A 19,739-nucleotide genomic window follows, 5' to 3' on the forward strand; every position below is an offset into this window, starting at 1 on the left:
GAGCATCTTCTGCCCCTGCCGGACCTTCGCGACGACCTGATCCGGGGTATGCCTACGTGCCATAATCTGTGAATTTCCTCCTGCACCCATTATCGGATGCGAAACTCACACAGTCACCGGACTCCTAGCCAGGGACCCAACCAATGTCACGTCAGCAGTTTGTCTAACTCATCGTCTGGCCTATGGCCGCCGGAAGAGCAGGTGTCCGATTCGACTCCTACAGACGTCACGCACACTTCGCAACTCCAGAACTCTGGGTGACGGCGGGTGCCTGGCAGGAGCTTGATCAATCTGGCAGCGGCTCCTCTGGCACAGCTTCGTTTCTAACTGCAAGATCCAGGTCCTGAAGGTAATCAACCGGACTCCTGTAGTCCTTGGCATCCCACGCTCGCGCAGCCTGTACTCGGCGCACTCCTACCTGTGCTCGTTGATCTGAGAGAAGCCCGGGCTCGCCAAGGTGGTGGTACTCAACCACGGGCCCCACTTGACACCGGGATGTCGGCGAAAGCTCAGTGAGAGCCCTTTGAGCTTCAGGCAGGGTTTCATGCAGCGAGCGAACACGGCGGAGCCTATAACTATCTCGTGTTCGATTGATGGTCAACCAACTGAGACGGGCTTGTCCGGGACTTCGGTAGAACAGATTCCAACGTCATGGCCAGCCTGTCGAAGATCCTCGCGGAGCAACTTCACCATCGCCAGGTGGTGCTGGCCGATTGCCGTCTTGTCCCAGGTGGTTCCGCTCTTGACCAACTCCGACATTAGTTGAAGTTTCGTGCTCTGCCTGACGATCTCTGTCTTGTTCGCCTTATAGGGAGGCAGGTTGTTGCTGAACTTCGAGTTCGTGCTGACACTGACTAGCGCGAGGTTTCCGAACATATGGAGCTCCTTATCATCAGGCGTCACTAGTTCCCAGCCGTCATCGTCCCGGTTCGCGTACTGAGGAAAGAAGTGCTCCACGGAGTTCCGGTACACGAAAGTGAAGTTGGTGTCGGCACCCTCCGTTGCCAAGAGGTAGTCAAGGTAGGTGAAAACGACTCGCTCAATATTGAATCCGGTCGGTTGAGACCCGACAAAAAATGCCTGCTGCACCTTCTGGCGTGCGTACGTCCTTAGAACGTCGAGGATCGATTGAGCCGCGTCCTGCTGCGTCAGACCGATGATCGGTTCACCTAGGATCCTCGTGATCCAATGCATTGTCCGCGGAGAGGTATAGGTGACTCGGAACATCGATTGGAGCAGCAGCACGTCGCGTGTTGCATCGTCGACGGGGGTGTCTTCCCACTCCGCGCTGTCGGGCGAAAAGGCGTTGGGAAAACGCGCATTGACCGTAGTGCGTTTGCCTCGTTGAGACACCGACTCTCCCCGGGTCAGGCGTTTGAGAGACCACGCGCCGTCGTCAGCGTTAGTCGCCGTGAACTCACGCTTGAGAACGTAATTGTCCAGCACGAACTTGCATCGCAGGAGAACCTCGACGAACCGCTTGACCCGATCCGACCGTTGAGCCTCGGAGAGAAGTTTGAAATCGCTTTCGAAAAGCTTGATCAACTTGCCGTCGTCGAGGTGGCCATCGAGGTCGTCCTCGCCGTCCGTCTCCCGCAGAACCTTTAGCGCGTGAAGGAGCAACGTCGGGAACTTGATCGGCGACTCAAACCGGCGACTTCCGGAGTCTTCCTCGGCTGGCTCCGCAGGGGTTCTGGCGTAGAGGCGAAGCGCTTCGCCCATGCTCACGCCCGTACTCTGGCTCACGCCGCTCCGGGCGTGAACCTGCGGCCTTTTGAGGATCAAGTCATCGAATGTCGCAACCGCAAGGCGGTCCCATGTCGAACTGAAAATTTCATCTCGCAAGTCCGTGTTGCTTGGAGTCAGCGCCATCTGAATGTACGAGTTCATCTCAGCGCAGGCGTCCCAGACCCACCCGAGACAAGCCCTGTCGTCCTCGTTGCGCAGGTAACTCATGAGTCGCGCCTTGATAATGTCGACCTGCTCCAGCTGCTGGCCACGGGTGTTCATGATCTCGAAGTACTTATTCAAGTCGGTCTGTACAGGGAGGATCGCTCGCACGAGCTGCACGTTATCCTCTAAAAATCTCTGAAAAGTCTCTCGTTCTTCAGAGGTCCTAAACTTCGCCATGCGCGACTTGATCACCTGAAAGCCCACGTGAATGCCAGCACCCTCGTCATCGTCCGAAGTTGTGAGGCGTGTCAGCGCTTGGGTCGCGTTCCTCCGTGATTGATACGTGATTTGCGCCTTCGGAGCGACTCCAAGGTGCGCCAACAGCATCAACAGGGTTGTCAGTCGTTGCTGACCATCTACGACCTCGAAGGTCACACCATCCCTCTTGGGCCTGGGAGGCTTCCGGGCCACTATCAAATTACCTAGGAAGTAATGGTCAGCTTCCGCCTGTGCTGCCGCCCACACGTCATCAATGAGTTGCTCGATCTGCTCAACGCCCCAGGCGTAGTTGCGCTGGTAAATTGGGATTTCGTAGTGCGTTTTCACCTCATCGAAGAGCTCGCCGACCGTAAACAAATTCGCTGCTAAGTTTTCGTTCATCAACCGGCCAACCTATCCAAGAGGCGCATCAAATCCTGCTCATGCTTTGGGGTGTCGTCTCGTCCTTTAACCTCGACGTGTAGCCGCCGAAGTTCGGTCGCGGTTTCCGCGCTCCGAAGAAGAACGAAAGCCGATCGGCTGTCGTCCAACGAACTGGCGTAGTTGTTCACGGTAACTAGCTGAAGCCGCTGATAGCTTGTCCGGAGGGTGTAGGCCCACGTGAACAACCGGCTCTTTGCCTCGCGATTCTCCACGTCGCCGAATCTGTTTGTGTAGTAGAGCAGTGCTGCCAGGTAAAGCTCGGAAACGTATCGGTACCTCGCCCGCGATGGGAGCTCGCGAAAGTCGTCGTCCGTGGAAGCGAATTGGCTCCAAGGCTTCTCCTTGCCCTCGTCCCCGTCCTGTTCATCGAAGCCCTCATCGCGGAGTCTTCGTAATTCCGCCAGCATGAACGTAACCATCTCGAAGAAGGATCTACCTGCGACCACGGGTGCGTCGATCTGGAAGCGCGTTCGTTTGGCCATTCGGTCCGCTTCATCGGAGTGCTCGACCCAGGCCGCGAGCATAGGCACGGCGGTATGAGCAGCAAGGTGGTAGCGCGCGGCGGGCGTGCTTGCCGATTTGGGTGTCAAACCCTTGAAGGAGTCGATGTGTCGCGTTGAGAAAGTCGGTGCGGAAAGTCCACGCGTCCACCGCTTGATACGCCAAAGGTACGTCGAAAAGAGCCGGTCGAGCTCGGCATCGGGGACGTTCTGCCAACCCTCGACGAGGGCTTCTCGCATAGAGTCAGACTCGCCGCTCATCTCGCGCAGGTGATATGCCTTCAGCAAATCGTGTGGCAGCAGAGGCTTACCCCGATAGTTCTGTGAGTCGAAGACCCGGAAAGCCTCGTCGGGGTCGTCCGTCTCTACACGGATGATTTCGCAGTTGTCACGGATGAAGCCAGCGAAGGCCCCCGGCGACTCCTCCATGTATCTGACCCGACGCGCCAGCGCCGCACGAACCCGAACTACGGGAGCGGCCGGATCTTCGTGCTCTATCGGCAGGACCTCGGTGCGGCCCTCGCTCGCCTCGTGGAGTAAATCCAACAACATTGTGAGCGTCAAGAGCCGCTGTTGGCCGTCGACGACGTGGGTCTGAACATCCTCATTGTCCCGGTGGAGGATAACGGCGCCGAGCACATACGACGGCTCTTGAGCCTGCCCCGCATCTGGCAAAGCCTTCCCCGGCTCGAATGCCTCACGAATGTCGTCGAAGAGTTGAAGCGCGGTGACAGGCTCCCAACTGTAGGGCCTTTGATAGGACGGGATGAACAGACCTTCGTCCAATAGCTTGCCGACGGTGACGACTCTGACGCCCTTCTCCCGGTCAATGGCCAACTGGACACCCCTTCCGCGTATTCGGGCAAGCAACCAGCGGCCCGTCATTGACGACTCTAGGGGACCAGCCGCCCTATCCAGTGCTTCGCGTGTCGCCCGGCAGCGCAGAGAGCACCGCGTTGCCGGGCAGAGCGCCGTCCCGAGTCCCGTGCTGCACTCGCGTGGACACAACCTCTAGGCCTGTCTCCGCGGCGATGGTCTTCAACTGCAGCGACGCCCCATCGGTCTCAAGAGCATCTCCTGGAGGCACAGCACCGCGGGCTGGAGGGTGTCGAGTCGATCGCAGACCTTACCCTTCCGCCGCTCGACCTCAGACGGCGCGTGGTTGATGTTTGAGGTGGTGAGCCGCAGCAGATGCTCGGCGGGGATACGGGAGCCGGCTGTGCCCACGTGGTCGGTCCTTCGATGTTCAGTAGGTGCGGTCAACCTCCATGTGTGCGGCCCTACTGGACAATAGCTCCCCCTGTTGTAAGTAGCATGTGGTTCGCCGTCAGCTACTCACTAGGTGACCGCTCAACCCGCGTCACGCCGTCGATGGGCGGTGCGGGATCCGCAAGTACAAATTGATTCGGACCGCAGTCCTTCAAAGCGGCGCTGGGCGGCGGAATGAAATCGTCGGGCCACGAAGTGTTGTCGTCGTAGCAGGTGCCTTCGAAGTCGTCGGGGACCAGGGTTGTGTCGAACAGGTTCGCACCCCGAAGGTCTGCACCGTCAAAGTCTGCACCCTCCATTTCGGCACCTTGGAAGTTTGCACCGATCGCTGAAACGCGGTGCATGGTCGCTCCCTCGAAGTTCGCGCCGAAGACTGCCTTGTCAAGGGTTGCGCCGGTGAAGTCCGCGCCAGAAAAATTCGTGTCACTGCCTCGTGCGCCGGTCATTGACGTCTCCACGAACAACGCGCCAGCAACGTCGGCACTATCCATTCGGGTGCCTTCGAAGATTGCCCCGGTGAAATCGGCACCGCGTAACATCAACGGCCCGAGAGACACATTGGACAGATCGAGGGAATCAAAAAACCATTCAGATGCGTCCCGCGATGCCCTATCACGCACAAAACGAAGATTCTCGATCCGGATCGCTTGCTCCGCCAGTTCCCGTGCCGCCGTCATCTCACGCTCGGCTCGCGCATCGTCTAAAGCAGCTTGGTTATTGGTAATGAGGAAGCCAGATACGAGTCCGACCACCAGCCCAACTACCGCGGCAATGAGAACGTCCCGAAAAAGCAATTCCCTAAGCCAGCCAGCCATTCTTATCCGCTTCCGCGGCCGCTTGCTCAGGTTTGGAGCAGGAGCTGGTTGACTCATGGCATCACCATAGCCCCGGGCGATACCCGGACCTTGGAGATTGCGCCTGTGGTGCCTCAGCGTCTCCGCTTCGACGGCTTCGAGATCACCACGGCATGCTCGGGCATCGGGATTGTCGTGGACCGTTTGAAGACCTTCCGGCGTTCCGGAATGAACGGATCCAAGGATCCACTGGTTTGAGGTAAGTCAGGAACCGTTCGAACAGTGCTGCGGTCTGATCCTTCTCGAGCATGCCTGCATACCGGTCGCCGGTCACACCGGAGATCGAGGCGCGTGCGACCTCGTTCGAAGGGTGCCGGGCGAGGATGGTGTCCCTGCGGTTCCGGAGGTTCCACTAGGCCATTGAGTGGTCGAACGAGCCCCTCTCGTACCTGCCGCGGCGGACGGTGCGCAGCTGTTTGCGGCGTTGCGCTTGTCCCGTCCAGCCATCGCGCGAAGGTCCGGGTAGCCGATCGTCAGTGCCGCATGGTCACTCCTGAACCGCCAAGCGGACTTGCTATTGTGTGATACCTTCACGAGCGACTCATCGGCCATTACCGAGGAGGGGTATCAACTCCCTCGCGCCGATCAAGCTCCTTCCCCCGCGCAGCATCCTGCGAAACTCGCGCCGCAAAACTGATTCACCCGTCTTTCGCCCTTCCTAGAAACCCCCAAGACTTTTGTACTCCCAGTTCTTTCTTCTCGGAGCCTCGGGCGAGTCGATGATCGATATGGTGGTTCTTAACACCGAATGACCAAGGAGTGCTCGTGAACCGCAGCCGGCCCCCGACTTCTGAGCGCCAACGCAAAGCGATCCTCGACGCCGTCCTAGCCGACGGCGACGTCGTCGAGCACCACTATCTTGAGGTGAAAGGGAGTCGTCCTTTGACAAAGCGGATCTGGTGAAGATCGCCAGGTCTATACTGGGCGCTGGCAACCGGCCGCCAGCGATGGCACAGCGCGAGTTCGGTGGGTACGCGGTCATGGTGATCGGGGCGGGTAAGGGCTCCTCGGCCGGTGTCGCTCCCGGTATGGAGCAACTCGAGCTTGAGCAGAAACTGGGTAAGTACCTCGGCCAGTCGGGACCGGTCTGGGAGCTTGAGCGCCTGTGGGTGGAAGGAGATCGGGAGGTACTGTTCATCGTCGTCGATCCGCCGAAGAACGGTGACCCCATCCATGTGTGTCGCGGCGAGTTCCAGGGCGGAAATCCTTCTGGCAGTGTCAAAGACGGAGACGTCCTGATCCGGAAGAACGGCCGCACCACCCTAGCTAGCTCAGCCGACATCGATGCCCTGGCCAACCGCCTGAAGCACTCGAACCGTGAACGCCCGGATTTCACTGTCCACGTCAACAATGCGTCCTCTTACGAGGTGTCCGATGAGGAAGTCGAGCAGTTTCTGGATACTTTCGTGGAACGAGCCCGGCGTCGAAGTGTCCCGAAGGGAAGCACCCGCAATTTCGTTCTGGGCGGGTTGACAATCCCTGGGACGTTCGTCGAGCAGCAGACGATGGACCATTTTGACAGGGAAGTTGACGGGTGGAGGCGCTTAGCTGAGGAAACGAACGCAGACGATGCAATCGACAAGCTGGCAGGTGCGTTCTTGCCGGCTGCGCACGTATCGGTGGGTAACGCCGTGGTCGGGCATGTTGAAGGGCTCGCCGTGACCGTCACCATTACGAATGCTTACGCGGTGGATTGGGCTGACGCGGGAAGTTTGAACTGGAGCAACATCTTGCCGCCTGTTGCACGCCAGTGGGGCATCCCGGTCTCTCCATCCATCGATTACCGAACTGCTCGCCACTATTACGAGCTCGAATGGTCCACAACAGACTCGGAGGTTATTCTACGAATAGAGCTCGACAGCCTTCCTCCGGAGGAGATATGGCGGAGCGATGGGGACGATTTTGTACTCTTGGCGCTTGACCCTGAGGCCGAGAGCCTCACGGCCTCTTGGCGTGCGACAGCGCGTGGCTTCGACACCGTATTCAGCGGCGACTTCCAGATACCTGTACAGTGCCGCAATCACCTGACGACCATCCTAGAACGGCTGCCCCGAAGTTAGGCGCGGCTACACCGATGGTGGCTGTCACCGTAGAACACTGCTACGATGCGGCACGGCGTGATAGCTGTGGATGGTGCAGTAGTAGTTGTCGTGGTTGCAGTCAAGGAACTCATAATCACGGTCCAAATCTGCCAAGGGTATCTTGTCACGCAGTACCTGCACATCGCTGGCGGTGTTTGCGGCCGGGGCCGATGCGCTTGTCCGAGCTGAATAGGATCAGCGTCCATCCACTTCCTTCCGAAGGGTCGCGGTAGGCATGGCCGATCCGTGCCTTGGATACTCTGAGGTTCCTCCGGCGCCACAGTCTTCGCAGGCAACAGGCCCGTCGCAGTGGGGTTCACCGCGGACGCCATGTCGCAGAATCGCCGGGTGGACATCATCCTCCTCTCCGACGAGAGGGACCCTGTGAGCGTGCGAAGGGCGCTGCGGTGCCGGTCCGCCATAGCGGCCACTCTGCTGGCAGGGGAACGCCGGAGTGCGTGAAGAGAACCGGCGGACACACATATCTGCAGTTTAGGGAGATAGCGTGGTTGTGCGCTGTGGATTCTTCAACTGCCTCCCAGCGGACAAACGGGTCGTTACGTCATCTGTGCTGCAGCACTTTTCTGGGTAGTCAACTAGAGAAGGAGGCTGCTGGCGTATATGAGGTAGCAACTGTGTCGTACTCATAGGTGGTGATGATAGGCAAGGTGGCAAGGCACGTTCCGAGTAGGAATGCAAAGCCGGCCGGCCCTGCGATGAAGAAGTGGATCGAATCAATACCGAGCACTTGAGAGCGCGTGGTTCGGATCGCGTCGATAGTTAGGTGAACGAGTGACGCGACCTCTCCCGGCGAAAGTGGGTCAGCGCGCGTATTTCGGCCTGCGGGCGATCCGATTTCTAGAACTGCGCGCCAATCCGGGGTGACGGAGTGACTGCGCGCGAATGCCTCGGATATGTTGTCACTAATGTTGATGCACACGGCGAGGGCACGGGCCGAGGTCATGCGATAAATCGGCGGTGAGGCTTTCCATCCGCACTGTTCCGCAATCGAAGCATCGAAGGCGTCTGTAATCCTCCAGGGAGTCATAGTATGACCGTCGGGTTGGCGTTGCAGCCACACAGGGTTGCGGCCGTCCCTCCCCGAGTAGCTGGAGCCAAGCAGCATAGCGGCTGCAAGCGACAGGGTCCCACCTACGTACACCGCGGTGTTGGATGGAGCGAGCTGCTTCAGAGCTATAGCTACGTTTTCTGCCGCCTCGGACATCGCGGTCCATGCTTGTGAGTTTGGCGCTCCGCTTTTGAAGTGCCTTGTCCAATCGACCGCCAGTACGTCACCGGACCCGTACGCCATCGTGCCTTTCGCATGAATGGCCACCTCAGCGATCGGCGACGATGGGAATTGTGCAAAGAAGCTTTTCACCCTCTGCCTCAAGGCCGTGTTCGCAACTTGGACGGTATCGGTTGGCGAGGCCCAAGGATCAGATACTTTGGTGAGATTCCAAGTGCTGAGCTCTTCGGCACCAAGAGTGTTGGCGAAGATGGTTGTGACGTCGGCATAGTTCAACCCGTTAGCGAGGACGATGACCAGCCAGAAATTGCTGTCGCGTCGGTAGCGACGGACAGCTTCTGGAACCTCGACCTCCTTGATTATCGCGCTGTCTTCCACATCTGGGGTCAGCCACAGGATAGCGCCGGAAGTTTTGTCGTCGTTGAGGACCGCTCGTATAACTGCCTCGGTTGGCTCGTTCGTCAAGTCATCCACGTCGCGCCATGTTGGCACACCTCTATCGTGGAGTGCGTGGACCAAGGCGGTTGTTTCCTGGAGTCGATTCCTACGGTAAGAGACGAAGACCGGGCCGCGAGGGTCAGACATCGATTTTTCCAAATGGGCGCGTTGGAACAAACGAGGCGGCGGCCTCGATGAGGGCAAATTCTGTGACGGGCGTGTCGCTGCCGTACGCGTTGAGGACAAGGTCGGGTACGAATCGTTGCCTGAGGTCGGAGTAGGTGACGCTCCATTGTCGTTCGTCACCGGCTCCCAGTAGCCGTGCGGCTTCCTCGATAGCTTTTGCGCTGATTCGCGTTCCTGTCAGCGCGCTGGTGAGAACGTGCACCCGCTGCTCCGTCGTTGGACGCGTGAAGGCGAACACATGGGCCGCTCGCCGCGCGATCGCCGGGTCTAGTGCGTCCGAGCGGTTTGTGCACATGATGGTGAGGACAGGGAGTCTATCGCGCCGGAGACTGTCGATCGCGCGGATGAGCGCGTTAACGCCTGCACGGTCCTCGTGGTGCATCTGCGCGAGCTCACGGGACTGCGCGATAGCGTCCGCTTCGTCGATGAGTAGAATTGCAGCGTTGCGAATCTGTCCCTCGCTATCACGCGCTTGACCGAGCGAAGATCGGACGTGTTCGAAGGCCTGAGTGATAAGGGTAGTCATTTCTCCGACGAGGCCCCGTCCACGGGCGTTCAGGCTGAGTGGATACAAGGTGAGCATCGGGAGTCTCAGTGAGCGGGCGATTGGGTCTCCCACCGACTCGGCGAGTTCGGTCTTACCCGTACCCACGTCTCCGGCGAGGACGATTAAGGGTGTGCGTTCCTCCACGGCGCGCACGGCGTCGAGGGTGGAGCCGTGGTGTTTCGCGCTCCATTGTTCGAGCACTTGGGGGTCAATCAGGACGCTGGCCTCATTGACGAGGCGCCGTTTGATGTGGTCGATACCGACGAGGGCGTTGAAGCGCTGTTGGGCTGACGGGTCAGGGTACTCGAGGACGTTGCCGAAAAGTTCGCTGTTGGACGTCATAGCGGGCGGAAGGTCTTTCGTTCGATAGCAACGCCAGCGCTGCTGTAGGTACGGTCTGTGTGCCAGTATCCGAGACCGTCGCTGGGTAGGTCCCCCGCGCTTCGGTCAACTGGGTGCTTCGATTTCACATTGATCTGTTCGCTGGAACTGAGACTGAACCATGCCTGGCTGTATGACATGAAGTTGAAGACGGTTGCGCCGCTGGTGTCGGCTCGCGCGTAGAGCCCTCCGCTGCGGTTGTCTATGCCGCCCACCAGATCGCCGCTCCCGTTCACTCGGTATTGCCAGGAGACGATACGTTGATCGTTCTTTTTGAACCCGAATTCGTATTCATTTACGTATCCGCCCGCAAGCATCACGATAAGTTCGTCCTGATACTTTGCAATCTGCATCTCCGAGGGTTCGCCGTAGAAGTTGTGGCACTGGTAGAGGTCACTGACGACCTTCGAAGCCAGGTGCTTCGCGTGGGTCAGCGTGAATGTTTCGCTGATGGAGTATGAGCTGGTCATTGGCGTCTATCCCTTGAACGTGGGGCCGAGGAGTTCCTGCCAGTTATCGACGGCTCGGCCTTTGGTCGTTGCAAAGCGGGCGTCGGTAAGGGCATCGTAAGCCGATGCTGCGGCATTGAGGATTTTGTCCCGCCCGGCGTTGTCGTATCGGATCGCAACGTTGTTCTCGGGGTTGACGGGGTCTAGAATCTCGACGGGAGCAGACCCTGGTGCAGGGAACGCGGAAGCGGGTGTGTAGTCCGTGAAGGTCACCCGTTCTTCGAGACCGGTTTTCACGATCCACTCGAAAAAGGCCTCAAGCGCCTTCGGATAGTCGGCTAGGGAGACGCCAGTGTCAGCAAGGTGTGCCCAAATCAACTCAATCATGAACGATTTGAACTTGAAGTCCGGGTCAGTTCTCATGACGATCTGACGTTTCCACCACTTCGTCAATCGGATAAGTTCCAAAAACTCCAGACCGTAGGTTTTCCGGCGGTTTGCGATGAAGTCAAGGTGGAGTCGGGTGCTGGTTCTCAGTCTGTCGCCGGTGTGCTTTTTGATGAGATAGCCGACATCATTGGCTTCGCCCTCGTACAGCACCGGAACAACATCGACATCGAGACCGGAGCCGCGGTAGTGAACCGTGACGCAGTGGGTCTGTTCCTCGAACTGGTCGCGGTTCATGTTTGTCGTAGCCTCGTAGAGACGGTCCGCCAACCATGGGACCAGTTCTGCATCCTTAGTTGGTGCTTCCGCCGCTTTGACGTAAACGGCGAGATCGAGGTCGTTCACGCTCCTGAGTGCGGTCCTCTTAGCGACGCTACCGGCGTGAAGGCTTTTGACCAAGCCGTAGCCGGGGTCATCGGTGATCTTAGTTGCCAGGCGGTCCCGAAGGCCGTTGACCTGGGCGCGATGCTTGGCCGCATCGTTGTGGGGTAGATTGACGCGCTCGGCGGCGAACCTAGCTACCTGCGAATGGGTAATTTCCGGCACATGTACCTTCCGATTTCGATCATCTGGTGGTGTGAATTGGCAATGAGGATGTTTCCATCAAGCGAATAAGGCCCTATACAGACACATCTTGAAGTCGAGTACCGGGTGGAACCGGATCTCCAACAGATCTCTGAAAGCATCCAAGCTGCCGATTGCGACAACTCACGTTGCACAAGATCCCGCGCTGGCCAACTGTATGAAACGTTGGCCAGCTATCCTGAAACGTGGCCATCTAAGTGGGGAAATGGCCAAGTACCTTGAACCTCACGCTAGGTCACATCCATCTAGAGTTGGCGGACCTGTCTGCTAGTTGGCGGAGGTCCCGCCAACTAGTGCCGGATCTCACAGCAACTCACACCGGGCTTCATCCCACCTATCTGAGCAATGTCCAGATAGGTCTGTCATTTTGCTCAGATGCAGTCATTTTGCTCAGTTAGGTCGGGATCTCACACGACGCTAGAAGTCCCAGTCCTCGTCTTCGGTGTTGACTGCCTTGCCGATCACGTAAGACGACCCCGACCCGGAGAAGAAGTCGTGGTTCTCATCCGCATTCGGTGACAGCGCCGACAGGATCGCCGGATTCACATCCGTGACCGAGGACGGGAACATCGCCTCGTAGCCCAAGTTCATCAGAGCTTTGTTGGCGTTGTAGTGCAGGAACTTCTTGACGTCCTCAGCGAGGCCAACGCCGTCGTACAGGTCATGCGTGTACTGAACCTCATTCTCGTACAGCTCGAAAAGCAGCTCGAACGTGTAGTCCTTGATCTCCTGGCGCTTCTCCTCGGAAACCTTCTCCAGGCCCTTCTGGAATTTGTACCCGATGTAGTACCCGTGAACGGCCTCATCGCGGATGATCAGGCGGATCAGGTCGGCAGTGTTCGTCAGCTTGGCGCGCGAAGACCAGTACATGGGCAGGTAGAAGCCCGAGTAGAACAGGAAGCTCTCCAGCAGCGTGGAGGCCACCTTGCGCTTCAGCGGATCGTCGCCCTGGTAGTAATCCATGACGATGCTGGCCTTCTTCTGAAGGTTGACGTTCTCGGTGGACCACCGGAATGCCTCGTCAATCTCCTTCGTGGAAGCCAGCGTGGAGAAGATGGAGGAGTAGCTCTTGGCATGCACCGATTCCATGAACGCGATGTTCGTGTACACGGCTTCCTCATGCGGAGTGATCGCATCGGGGATCAGCGAGACGGCGCCAACGGTGCCCTGAATGGTATCCAGGAGCGTCAGGCCGGTAAACACCCGCATGGTGAGCTGTTGCTCCGCCGGCGTCAACGTGTTCCACGACTGGACGTCGTTGGACAGGGGTACCTTCTCGGGCAGCCAAAAGTTGTTGACCAGGCGGTTCCAGACATCGACGTCTTTGTCGTCCTGGATACGGTTCCAGTTGATCGCTTCAACGTGCGACAGCAACTTAACCTTTTCGGTCATCGTGACCCCTTGTCCCATTCGCTTGAACTGCCCGCTAGGGCGGTGAATTTCCTCTAATAAATGTACGACGGCGGCGGGCCGGCTTCTGCTGCCGGCCCACCGGCGTCGTCGTTTGCTTTAGTTGCCCTTGTCAACTACAGCATGCAGCTGACGCAACCCTCCACCTCAGTGCCCTCCAGCGCCAGCTGGCGGAGACGGATGTAGTAGACCGTCTTGATGCCCTTTTTCCAGGCATAAATCTGCGCCTTGTTGATGTCACGCGTGGTCGCGGTGTCCTTGAAAAACAGCGTCAGCGACAGGCCCTGGTCCACGTGCTGCGTGGCAGCGGCGTACGTGTCGATGACCTTTTCGTAGCCGATCTCATACGCGTCCTGGTAGTACTCCAGGTTGTCGTTGGTCAGGTACGGCGCCGGGTAGTACACGCGTCCCAGCTTGCCCTCTTTGCGGATCTCGACCTTCGACGCCACAGGGTGGATGGAGGAGGTTGAGTTGTTGATGTAGCTGATCGAGCCGGTCGGCGGCACGGCCTGCAGGTTCTGGTTGTAGATGCCGTGCTCCATGACCGAGGCCTTAAGCGCACGCCAATCCTCCTGCGTGGGGATATGCACCTTGGCGAACAGTTCCTTGACCCGCGCGGTCTGTGGGGCCCATTCCTGATCGGTGTACTTGTCGAAAAACTCTCCGGACGCGTACTTGGACTTCTCGAAGCCGCCGAAGGTCTGCCCGGTCTCAATCGCCAGCAGGTTCGAAGCCCGCACAGCGTGGTAGACAACCGAGTAGAAGTAGATGTTGGTGAAGTCGAGGCCCTCTTCAGAGCCGTAGTGCACCCGCTCGCGAGCCAGGTAGCCATGGAGGTTCATCTGCCCGAGCCCAATGGCATGCGATGAGTCATTTCCCCTGGCAATCGACGGAACCGAGGTGATGTTGGACATGTCCGACACAGCCGAGAGAGCACGGATGGACGTCTCGATGGTGCTGCCGAAGTCAGGGGAATCCATCGTCTTCGCGATGTTCAGCGAGCCCAGGTTGCAGGAGATGTCCTTGCCGGTGTCAGCGTAGGAGAGGTCGTCGTTGTACGTGGTGGGCTGTGAAACCTGCAGGATTTCCGAGCACAGGTTGGACATGATGATCTTGCCGTCGATCGGGTTGGCCCGGTTCACGGTGTCCTCGAACATGATGTACGGGTAGCCGGACTCGAACTGGATTTCCGCGAGGGTCTGGAAGAACTCGCGGGCCTTGATCTTGGTCTTCTTGATCCGCGAGTCATCAACCATCTCGTAGTACTTCTCGGTGACCGAGATATCGGAGAACGGCATGCCGTAGACGCGCTCGACATCATAGGGCGAGAACAGGTACATGTCCTCGTCCTTCTTCGCCAGCTCGAAAGTGATGTCCGGAACGACAACACCCAGCGAGAGAGTCTTGATGCGGATCTTCTCATCGGCGTTCTCACGCTTGGTGTCGAGGAAGCGGTTGATGTCCGGGTGGTGCGCATGCAGGTACACGGCGCCGGCGCCCTGACGTGCGCCCAGCTGGTTGGCGTAGGAGAAGCTGTCTTCGAGAAGCTTCATCACGGGGATGACACCGGAGGACTGGTTCTCGATCTGCTTGATCGGCGCGCCGACCTCGCGGATGTTGGTGAGCGCGAAAGCGACGCCGCCGCCGCGCTTGGACAGCTGGAGTGCCGAGTTGATCGAGCGGCCGATCGATTCCATGTTGTCTTCGATGCGCAGCAGGAAGCAGGACACCAGCTCACCGCGCTGCCGCTTGCCGGCGTTGAGGAAGGTCGGTGTTGCCGGCTGGAACCTGCCCTCGATAATTTCGTCCACCATGCGGTTAGCGAGGTCTTCATTGCCCCGCGCGAGGTGCATGGCAACCATGCAGACCCGATCCTCGTACCGCTCCAGGTAGCGCTTGCCGTCGAAAGTCTTCAGCGTGTACGAGGTGTAGAACTTGAACGCGCCAAGGAAGGTTTCGAACCGGAACTTCTTCTCGTAGGCCCGCTTGTACAGGTCACGGATGAAGTTCATTGTGTACTGATCGAGGGTTTCCCGCTCGTAGTACTCATTCTTCACGAGGTAGTCGAGCTTCTCCTCGAGGTCATGAAAGAAGACGGTGTTGTTGTTGACGTGCTGAAGGAAATACTGGTGCGCGGCCTCCCGGTCAGCCTCGAACTGGATCTCGCCGTTCGGGCCGTAAAGGTTCAGCATGGCGTTGAGCTCGTGATAGCCCAGGCCCTTGAAGCGCTCCGGAAGTGCGGGTGCTTCTGTTTCAGCGACTGTCATGTCCAAAACTCATCCAATCCTTGGGTTACCCGGTCAACGTCCTCGGACGTGCCCATTAGTTCAAATCGATATAAAACGGGAACGCTGCACTTGGCCGCGACAATATCCGCCGCCAGGCAGTACGTGTCCCCGAAGTTGGTATTGCCCGCGCCGATCACGCCGCGAAGCAGCAGGCGGTTGTCCTCGACATTGAGGAACTTGATCACCTGCCGGGGCACTGCCCCTTGACCGCTGATTCCGCCGTAGGTCGGAAGGACCAGCACGAACGGACTCAGCGCGTGCAGCGTGTCGTCTTTGGTGAGGAGCGGAATCCGCGCCGAACGAACTGGCAACTTGGTGACGAACCGGTGGGTATTATCCGACGCCGACGAAAAGTAGATGAGCGGCGCGTCAGTTTCCAACGGTTCCCCAACTGCCCGTCCACGGGCACTTCGACTGATGGTTGGTGTTGTCATCCCGACTACATCCGCCCCTCGCGAGTGGGTGAAACGAAAGGCCTAGGCTACGGAAGTAACCGATCCCAGGGCGAGTTCATTGATCTTGTCCGGACGGAACCCGGACCAGTGGTCCTTCTCGGTGATGACAACAGGCGCCTGCATGTAACCGAGCGAACGAACCCGCTCCAGCGCCGCCGGATCCTGAGAGATGTCAACGCTCTGGTAAGCGATGCCCTTCTTGTCCAGGGCCCGATACGTGGCGTTGCACTGTACGCATGCTGGCTTGGTGTAAACCGTGACGGTCATGTCCCTGACTCCCCTTGTGAAGTGCTGTTATTCGGCCAATGTTGGTGGGCTTCATGCCGCTCTTCAGACCGCCCAAACGGTTGATACGGAACGTGCCACGCCAGCAGGTAATTCGATATCTAGATACTACATCTAGTGCAACGCAGTGGCGCCGACCCCAAGATGATGTATTACAAGTATGTCATTTGCTGTCCGATTAGTCCACAGGGAATCCACATGCGGAGGGTCCAGGAAACGGCTCAAGCGCACGGTTTCTCCTCCGTCGGTCCACAGCCTGTGGACTGCTGTCCACACAGGCAAAGTCATGTGCGTGTCGTGTCGGCTCGGCGTGTCGGCCGACCGTGAGAAGATGACGACGTGGTCAACCCAGTTCACCTGCGGACGCTGCTGGAGGTCATCCGGCATGGTTCCTTTGCGTCCGCCGCAACCCGCCTCGGTTACACCGCCTCGGCAGTGTCGCAGCAGATGTCCGCCCTTGAACGGGATACCGGCGTCACCCTGTTCACCCGGTCCGCGCGGAGCGCGGTTCCCACGGAAGCCGCCGTCGTCATGGCGCGCCACGCTACCAAAGTGCTGACCGACATCGACACCCTCATGGCGTCCACTGCAAAGGCGGGAGCTGCGGTGACGCAGGAACTGCGGCTCGGGATCTTTCCCAGCCTTGCCACCTTTGCACTCCCCCGCCTCGTCCGCACACCGCAGTGGAAACAGCTGGGCATCAATTTGAAGGTTTTCGTGGGCGAGCCATCGCAGACCATCCACGGTCTGCGGAACGGTGGCGAACTGGATCTCGCACTGGTCTTCCAGGTGGGGCAGGGCGGGTTGGCCTGGCCGTCCTCGGTGAGCAGGCAGTGGATCGGAGATGATAATTTCCGCGTGGTCCTGCCGGCGGCGTGGGGAATCGCGGAAGGGTCTGCCGTGTCCGCAGGGCAGCTGGCGGACATGCCATGGATCATGCACCACCCCGGAACCTCGGACGCCACGGTCATTGAAAGGTTGTTCGCCAGCTGCAACCTGCACCCGCATATCGCGGCCTACTGCGACGACTTCAATGCCAGCCTCGCCATGGCCGCGGCGGGTATGGGTGCTGCACTGGTTCCTGAGCTGGCAATGCTGCGCGCCCCGGAAGGTATCGTCGCTCTCGATGTTCCCGAGATTCGCCTCGCCCGCAGCATCTTCGCGCTCCAGATCGCCGGGAAGCAGACCACGCAGGTACGTCTCTTCATGGACCAGCTCGCCGACGTCCTGAAGGACCGGCGGATCGCCCCGCGGACGAGCAGCCGCCCGGCTTAGGTATGGATTCAGGCGTTAAACGCCGCTGAGTGCGCGGATGGACACGAACTCCTTGCGGCACAACGTGGTCATCCGCGCACTCAGCGTGTGTGAGGGCGTCTAGGAGACCGAAGCCTCAAGCTGGGAACGAACGGCAACCGTGGCGTTGACGAGGTTCCGCAGGGATTCCTCGGTCTCGGTGTAGCCGCGGGTCTTCAAACCGCAGTCCGGGTTGACCCAGAGCTGGCGCGCCGGCACGTGCTGCACAGCCTTTTCCAGCAACTCGGCGACCTCCTCCTGACCCGGCACGCGCGGGGAGTGGATGTCGTAGACACCGGGCCCCACGCCGCGCTGGAAGCCGTGCGCCTCCAGGTCATGCACCACCTCCATGCGGGACCGCGCCGCCTCGATCGAGGTGACGTCGGCATCCAACCCGTCAATCGCGTCAATGATCGCTCCGAACTCGGAGTAGCACAGATGCGTGTGGATCTGCGTTGCGGGAGCAGCGGACGCCGTCGAGAGCTTGAAGGAGTTGACCGACCATTCGAGATAGCCGGACTGATCCTCCGTGCGCAGCGGCAGGAGTTCGCGCAGCGCCGGTTCATCCACCTGGATCACCTTGATGCCGGCGGCCTCCAGATCAGTCACCTCATCACGGAGCGCCAGCGCCACCTGGTTTGCGGTGTCGCCCAGCGGCTGGTCGTCGCGGACGAAGGACCACGCGAGGATTGTCACGGGACCGGTCAGCATGCCCTTGACCGGCTTGTCGGTCAGCGACTGGGCGTACTCCGTCCAGGGAACGGTGATCGGCGCCGGCCGGCTGACGTCGCCCCACAGGATCGACGGCCGGGTGCAGCGCGAACCATACGACTGAACCCAGCCATGGACCGTCACGTCGAAGCCGTCGAGGTTCTCAGCGAAGTATTGCACCATGTCGTTGCGCTCCGGCTCGCCATGCACCAGTACATCGAAGCCGAGCTCTTCCTGCAGGTCGATGACGCGGTTGATCTCGTCCTTCATGAGCTGCTCGTACTGCTCCGCAGTCAGGTCGCCCTTGTTGGCACGTGCGCGGGCGGACCGGACCTCCGGAGTCTGCGGGAAGGATCCAATGGTGGTGGTCGGGAGGGCGGGCAGGTTCAGCGCGTCCTCCTGGGCGGCGAGCCTCACCGCATAGTCCCCACGGGAGAAGTCCGACGGCGTCAGGGCGGCAGCGCGGTTCCGCACTTCGGCGCGGTTCACGCCGGCGGCTCCGGCACGGGATGCCAGAACCTCGTCCGTTGCAGCGATCTCAGCGTCAATGGCTCCCGGGCTACCGATCGCCCGCGCGAGGGTGACAACTTCGGTGACCTTCTGGTCCGCGAAAGCCAGCCAGCTCCGCAACTGGGCGTCAAGCTGCTGCTCATCGCCGACGTCGTGCGGTACGTGCTGCAGCGACGTGGAGGTGGACACGGCCAGCGCGGGCACTGAGGCTTCCAGCTCGGCCAGCTTGTAGGCAGCGGCGCCGAGGTCGGCCTTCCAGATGTTGTGTCCGTCCACCAGGCCGGCGACAAGCGTGGTCGATCCGAACTTGGCAAGATCCTCACCCGCGGGCACGGCGCCCTTGAAGACGTCGATGTGCAGCGCGTCGATGTCGGTTCCGGCAATCACCGGCAGCAACGAACCGAGCGACCCGTACTGGCTGGTAACCAGGATGGCCGGGCGCTTCGCCGCGTTTGTGGCCAACGCTGCGTAGGCACGCTCCACGGCGGCCGCCACCTCACGCTCGGGAATTGCCTGGTCCGCCACCAGGGACGGCTCCTCGAGCTGGACCCACTCAACGCCGGCATCCGCAAGCTTGCCGAGCAGCTCCACGTACAGCGGAAGCAGGTCATCCAGGCGGCTCAGCGGATTGAACCCTGCGGGAGCCTCGTCCGCGGCCTTGCTGAGCAACAGGAACGTGACAGGGCCGATAAGCGTCGGCCGTACCGAATACCCTGCCGCAGCGGCTTCCGCGACGTCCCGCAGGATCCAGTCATTCGCCAGGGAGAAAACAGTGTCGGGACCGATCTCGGGGACCAGGTAGTGATAGTTGGTGTCGAACCACTTGGTCATTTCGAGCGGCTGGCGCTCCTTGTCACCGCGGGCAAGCGTGAAGTAAGCGTCGAGACCAAGCGAACCGTCGGCGTCGTACAGGTCCTTGAAACGGTTTGACACGGCACCAAAGGTGACCGCGGTGTCCAGCACCTGGTCATACAGGGAGAACGACGCCGGAATGGAGTAATTGCCTGTCTCCAGGCCCAGCTCGGTCAGGCGGGCGTAGGACGCAACCCGCAACTCGGCCGCGGTTGTCTCGAGCTCAGCCGCTGAGGTGCGGCCGGCCCAATAGGCTTCAACCGCCTTCTTCAGCTCGCGGCGGCGGCCAATGCGCGGGTAACCAATGATGGTGGCTTTCGGAAATGCGGTGCTCATGGATATGTCCTTTGTCTA

General features: G+C 59.6%; 17 protein-coding genes. 4 read left to right on the forward strand and 13 right to left on the reverse strand.

Annotated features, from left to right (window positions below; translation table 11 throughout):
* Window positions 1-597: 597 nt before the first annotated feature.
* The 4 genes from P4U43_RS11540 to P4U43_RS11555 form a co-directional block, all read right to left on the reverse strand.
* On the reverse strand, window positions 598-2,553 hold the full coding sequence (locus tag P4U43_RS11540) for a DUF262 domain-containing protein (RefSeq protein ID WP_277358892.1): 1,956 nt from the start codon (window positions 2,551-2,553) through the stop codon (window positions 598-600).
* Complete coding sequence (locus tag P4U43_RS11545; protein WP_277358867.1) at window positions 2,553-3,932, reverse strand: DUF262 domain-containing protein; 1,380 nt, start codon at window positions 3,930-3,932, stop codon at window positions 2,553-2,555. The genes P4U43_RS11540 and P4U43_RS11545 overlap by 1 nt, the downstream gene beginning before the upstream one ends.
* Window positions 3,933-4,133: 201 nt before the next feature.
* Window positions 4,134-4,322, reverse strand: a complete 189-nt coding sequence (locus tag P4U43_RS11550; RefSeq protein WP_277358868.1) for a hypothetical protein — start codon at window positions 4,320-4,322, stop codon at window positions 4,134-4,136.
* 104 nt (window positions 4,323-4,426) lie between these two features.
* On the reverse strand, window positions 4,427-5,179 hold the full coding sequence (locus P4U43_RS11555) for a pentapeptide repeat-containing protein (protein WP_277358869.1): 753 nt from the start codon (window positions 5,177-5,179) through the stop codon (window positions 4,427-4,429).
* Window positions 5,180-5,227: 48 nt separating this feature from the next.
* On the opposite strand from P4U43_RS11555, the gene P4U43_RS11560 reads away from it, so the two are divergent.
* The 3 genes from P4U43_RS11560 (at window position 5,228) to P4U43_RS11570 (ending at window position 7,278) form a co-directional block, all read left to right on the forward strand.
* Window positions 5,228-5,416: a hypothetical protein gene (locus tag P4U43_RS11560; protein WP_277358870.1), complete on the forward strand. Its 189-nt coding sequence runs from the start codon at window positions 5,228-5,230 to the stop codon at window positions 5,414-5,416.
* Between the two features lie 567 nt (window positions 5,417-5,983).
* Complete coding sequence (locus P4U43_RS11565) at window positions 5,984-6,121, forward strand: hypothetical protein (protein ID WP_277358871.1); 138 nt, start codon at window positions 5,984-5,986, stop codon at window positions 6,119-6,121.
* 44 nt (window positions 6,122-6,165) lie between these two features.
* The gene (locus P4U43_RS11570) at window positions 6,166-7,278 is read left to right on the forward strand and encodes a hypothetical protein (protein ID WP_277358872.1); all 1,113 of its coding nucleotides are present in this window, start codon (window positions 6,166-6,168) and stop codon (window positions 7,276-7,278) included.
* Between the two features lie 613 nt (window positions 7,279-7,891).
* Here the strand turns inward: P4U43_RS11570 and P4U43_RS11575 are convergent.
* The 8 genes from P4U43_RS11575 to nrdH form a co-directional block, all read right to left on the reverse strand.
* Entirely contained in the window at window positions 7,892-9,022 is a 1,131-nt protein-coding gene (locus tag P4U43_RS11575) for an SAVED domain-containing protein (protein WP_277358873.1), read from the reverse strand.
* Between the two features lie 103 nt (window positions 9,023-9,125).
* On the reverse strand, window positions 9,126-10,061 hold the full coding sequence (locus P4U43_RS11580) for an ATP-binding protein (protein ID WP_277358874.1): 936 nt from the start codon (window positions 10,059-10,061) through the stop codon (window positions 9,126-9,128).
* Window positions 10,058-10,570: an HORMA-1 domain-containing protein gene (locus tag P4U43_RS11585; RefSeq protein WP_277358875.1), complete on the reverse strand. Its 513-nt coding sequence runs from the start codon at window positions 10,568-10,570 to the stop codon at window positions 10,058-10,060. Before P4U43_RS11585 ends, P4U43_RS11580 begins: the two co-directional genes overlap by 4 nt.
* Window positions 10,571-10,576: 6 nt before the next feature.
* Entirely contained in the window at window positions 10,577-11,542 is a 966-nt protein-coding gene (locus P4U43_RS11590; RefSeq protein WP_277358876.1) for a CBASS oligonucleotide cyclase, read from the reverse strand.
* Between the two features lie 456 nt (window positions 11,543-11,998).
* Window positions 11,999-12,973: a class 1b ribonucleoside-diphosphate reductase subunit beta gene (gene nrdF / locus P4U43_RS11595; protein WP_056547799.1), complete on the reverse strand. Its 975-nt coding sequence runs from the start codon at window positions 12,971-12,973 to the stop codon at window positions 11,999-12,001.
* Between the two features lie 134 nt (window positions 12,974-13,107).
* The gene (nrdE, locus tag P4U43_RS11600) at window positions 13,108-15,258 is read right to left on the reverse strand and encodes a class 1b ribonucleoside-diphosphate reductase subunit alpha (protein WP_277358877.1); all 2,151 of its coding nucleotides are present in this window, start codon (window positions 15,256-15,258) and stop codon (window positions 13,108-13,110) included.
* Complete coding sequence (gene nrdI / locus P4U43_RS11605) at window positions 15,255-15,713, reverse strand: class Ib ribonucleoside-diphosphate reductase assembly flavoprotein NrdI (protein ID WP_277358878.1); 459 nt, start codon at window positions 15,711-15,713, stop codon at window positions 15,255-15,257. The genes nrdE and nrdI overlap by 4 nt, the downstream gene beginning before the upstream one ends.
* Before the next feature lie 42 nt (window positions 15,714-15,755).
* On the reverse strand, window positions 15,756-16,001 hold the full coding sequence (nrdH, locus tag P4U43_RS11610; RefSeq protein ID WP_056547337.1) for a glutaredoxin-like protein NrdH: 246 nt from the start codon (window positions 15,999-16,001) through the stop codon (window positions 15,756-15,758).
* Between the two features lie 357 nt (window positions 16,002-16,358).
* On the opposite strand from nrdH, the gene P4U43_RS11615 reads away from it, so the two are divergent.
* Complete coding sequence (locus tag P4U43_RS11615) at window positions 16,359-17,294, forward strand: LysR family transcriptional regulator (protein WP_056547334.1); 936 nt, start codon at window positions 16,359-16,361, stop codon at window positions 17,292-17,294.
* Window positions 17,295-17,393: 99 nt separating this feature from the next.
* On the opposite strand, the gene metE is transcribed toward P4U43_RS11615, so the two are convergent.
* Window positions 17,394-19,721 carry a 5-methyltetrahydropteroyltriglutamate--homocysteine S-methyltransferase gene (gene metE / locus P4U43_RS11620; protein ID WP_277358879.1) on the reverse strand — a complete coding sequence of 776 codons (2,328 nt, stop codon included), beginning with the start codon at window positions 19,719-19,721 and terminating at the stop codon, window positions 17,394-17,396.
* Window positions 19,722-19,739: the final 18 nt, after the last annotated feature.

Origin of the sequence: Arthrobacter vasquezii, from assembly GCF_029455255.1 — a bacterium.
GTDB classification, from domain to species: Bacteria; Actinomycetota; Actinomycetes; order Actinomycetales; family Micrococcaceae; genus Arthrobacter_D; species Arthrobacter_D parietis.